This is a genomic window from uncultured Cetobacterium sp. (assembly GCF_947038635.1).
Classification (GTDB): domain Bacteria; phylum Fusobacteriota; class Fusobacteriia; order Fusobacteriales; family Fusobacteriaceae; genus Cetobacterium_A.
This window is the reverse complement of sequence record NZ_CAMQXC010000175.1, coordinates 1-3,083: the sequence shown is the minus strand read 5'-3', so window position 1 is coordinate 3,083 and position 3,083 is coordinate 1. Positions and strand designations below refer to the sequence as shown.

At 26.5% G+C, this 3,083-nt stretch carries 4 protein-coding genes; 3 read left to right on the top strand and 1 reads right to left on the bottom strand.

Translation table 11 applies throughout. The annotated features are described in order from the left end of the window. Positions 1-201 precede the first annotated feature (201 nt). Positions 202-1,230 carry a putative sulfate exporter family transporter gene (locus tag Q0V08_RS11255; RefSeq protein WP_297434811.1) on the top strand — a complete coding sequence of 343 codons (1,029 nt, stop codon included), beginning with the start codon at positions 202-204 and terminating at the stop codon, positions 1,228-1,230. A gap of 25 nt (positions 1,231-1,255) precedes the next feature. On the opposite strand, the gene gmhB is transcribed toward Q0V08_RS11255, so the two are convergent. Then, positions 1,256-1,804, bottom strand: a complete 549-nt coding sequence (gmhB, locus tag Q0V08_RS11250) for a D-glycero-beta-D-manno-heptose 1,7-bisphosphate 7-phosphatase (protein ID WP_297434810.1) — start codon at positions 1,802-1,804, stop codon at positions 1,256-1,258. 100 nt (positions 1,805-1,904) lie between these two features. Here gmhB and Q0V08_RS11245 point away from each other — a divergent pair, with 100 nt between their 5' ends. Beyond that, on the top strand, positions 1,905-2,303 hold the full coding sequence (locus Q0V08_RS11245; RefSeq protein WP_297434809.1) for a hypothetical protein: 399 nt from the start codon (positions 1,905-1,907) through the stop codon (positions 2,301-2,303). An 8-nt stretch (positions 2,304-2,311) separates the two neighbouring features. After that, the gene (locus Q0V08_RS11240) at positions 2,312-3,022 is read left to right on the top strand and encodes a sulfite exporter TauE/SafE family protein (protein WP_297434808.1); all 711 of its coding nucleotides are present in this window, start codon (positions 2,312-2,314) and stop codon (positions 3,020-3,022) included. The last annotated feature ends 61 nt before the right edge of the window (positions 3,023-3,083 follow it).

Here is a 3,083-nt window from a genome sequence, read left to right as displayed (position 1 = left end):
AAATCTCCAAACATCCTTACGTCCTTCCTAGCTTTATTGTGCTTATTTGTTACTCAATATATTACCATAATTAGATTTATTAGTCAATTTATAGACCACATCTGAAAAATTTGACCCATGATTCAAAAAAAGCTATTAATTTATACAAATTTATGTTATATTGTAACTTAAGTAACAATATATTTTAGGAGGTTTTTTATTTTGAGTATATTTAATTCTGCTAAGAAGATAATTCCTGGCCTACTACTTTGTATTTTGATTGCACAGCTTGGAGTTTTTCTTGGGAAATTTGTCCCAAGCATAGGTGGAGCTCCCCTTGCTATTTTCTTAGGACTTATAGCTGGAAACACTTTTGCTAAATCAACTATTTTTGCTCCTGGTTCTAAATTTTCGGAAAGTGATTTACTTTCATATTCTATTGTTTTATTAGGTGGAACCTTAAGTATTAATACTATTTTACAACTTGGATTTTCTGGAATAGCTTTTATTCTTTTACAAATGGCTTTAACTATTGCTTTAACTATGTTTATAGGTAAAAAGCTTGGATTCTCTAAACACTTTAGAGCTCTTATGGCAAGTGGAAATGCTGTTTGTGGATCGTCAGCTATTGGAGCTAGTTCTCCTGTAATAAATGCTGAAGATAATGATAAAGGTATCTCTATTACAATTGTTAATTTAACTGGTACTCTACTTATGTTTGCTTTAATTCCTATAGCTAACTATCTATATAATTTTGAAACTTTACAAACTTCAGCACTTCTTGGTGGTATTTTACAATCAGTTGGTCAAGTTATTGCAGCAGGAAGTATGGTTAATCATAATGTTCTTGAAATGGCAACTATTTTTAAAATTGTAAGAATTGTATTTTTAGTTATTGTTGTTCTTTGGTTATCTAGAGAGTTTAATAATAAAGAGTTAGAAATGGATACTGAGTTTGCTTTAGAGGAAGAAGCTTATAGCAAAAAGAAAAGTAAAATATCTGTACCTTGGTACATCATAGGGTTTTTTATTCTTTGTATATTATTTAGTTTTGGATTAATTCCTGGTGAAGTATCTAAAACTTTTAAACTAATTTCTTCTAAATTTGAAATAGTTGCTCTTGCTGGTATCGGTATGAGAGTAAATATTAGTGAACTTATTAAACAAGGACCTAAAGCATCTCTTTATGGTTTGTTAGTTGGATTAAGTCAAATTATTATAGCAATTATTTTAATAAAGATTTTTATATAAAAAAACTGGATTATATCCAGTTTTTTTATTTTTTTAAAATATCGGCAACCTCTAAAAGATCTTTTGCTATTTTATATTCTTTCTTAATCTCATCTTCTATTTTTTTTCCATAACCAGTTAAAACTAAAATTGATTTTAGACCTGCTTTTTTTCCAGCTTCTAAATCTCCTTTTTTATCTCCAATCATAAAAGAATTTTCTATATCTACATTATATTTTTTTATTCCTTCTAATAACATCCCAGGATTAGGTTTTCTACAACTACAATCAACTTTATATTTTCCTATTCCCTTTTCTGGATGGTGAGGACAATAAAAACACTCTAAAATATTTATACCAAACTCTTTTAATTTTTTTGTCATCTCATTATTTAAATTTATCAAATCCTCTTCAGTATAATAACCTCTTCCTATACCTGATTGATTTGTAACAACAATAAATTCATAGCCTAAATCTTTTAATTCTTTCAATCCTTCAATTGCATTTTTTTCAAATTCAAAATCTTCCCATTTATATAGATATGATTTTTCTACATTTATTGTTCCATCTCTATCTAAAAATATAACTTTTCTCATAGATTCTCCTTTTCTTTTTTTATATATTATATCACTCTTATAAAGGATTTTTTAGTTTATTCAGAATATAATTTATATTAAGTAGTTGGGAGGGATTTTTATGGATTTAAAAGATATTATTAAATTTATTGGTTCATTAGCTTTTACTTCAGCAATTTTAACTGTAACTGTTTTTATTCTTAATTATAAATATAAAGAGTTTTTAAATAAAATTCTTAATGGCAAATTAAGTCATATTCAGTTACACAAGATTTTAGGTATAACAACTATAATTCTAGGTACAATACATGGTTTAAGTATGGCTTTTGCATATCCTTTAGTATTGAAAAAATATACTGGAATTAGCGGTATTCTTCTTTTAAGTTTATTTTGGATTTTAGGAACACTTCCTTTTATTATGAAAAAAGTTCCTATAAAATATAAAAAAATTACACTTAAAAGTCATAAAATTTTAGGTGGTATTATATTTATATTTATTCTTATTCATATATCACTTTAGGAGGAATTATGGATACTTTTGAAATTTTACTCATGTTAATTGCTGGCGTTGGAATGGGATTTAGTTTAATGGGAATGTCTACTGCTATTTTATTTTCTCCAATTTTAATCTCTATCTATGGTTCAAAATTAGGGAATGGTATTATGTTTATTCCATTTTTAATTGCAGATTTATACGTTTCATATTTATATAGAAATAATTATGATAAAAAAATTGTTTTAAAACTTATACCTTTTTCTGTTATCGGAATGACTGTGGCATCTATTTTTGCAAACTCTATATCTGAAGATATTTTTAGAAAAATTATTGCATCGATTATTGTTTTTGCTAGCATTCTATTTTTTCTTAAAAAATACGAACATAAATTAACAAAACTTTCCTGGTTATTTGGAATTTTTGGTGGTGCTTCGTCATATCTAGCAAATGTTTCTGGTCCTATATTTAATGTGTATTTGCTTAGTTATAAGCAAAAGGAGGAGGACTTCATAGGAACAAGAGCTGTGTTTTTTACTGTTATCAATATAATAAAACTTTTTATGTATATATTTATATTCAAAAATATAAATATGTTTACTATTACTCGAGGCTCAATTGCTATACCAACAATCTTCATAGGTGTATTCTTAGCTAAAAAACTTTTAAAAATAATGAATCAAAAAATATTTAATACTGTTGTCGTTTTATTAGGGCTTATAGTTGCAATAAAAATGCTACTATAAGCATTTTTTTTACAAAAAATAAAAAAGATTGGCAACTTCCTATCCTCCCAGGGGGCTGCCC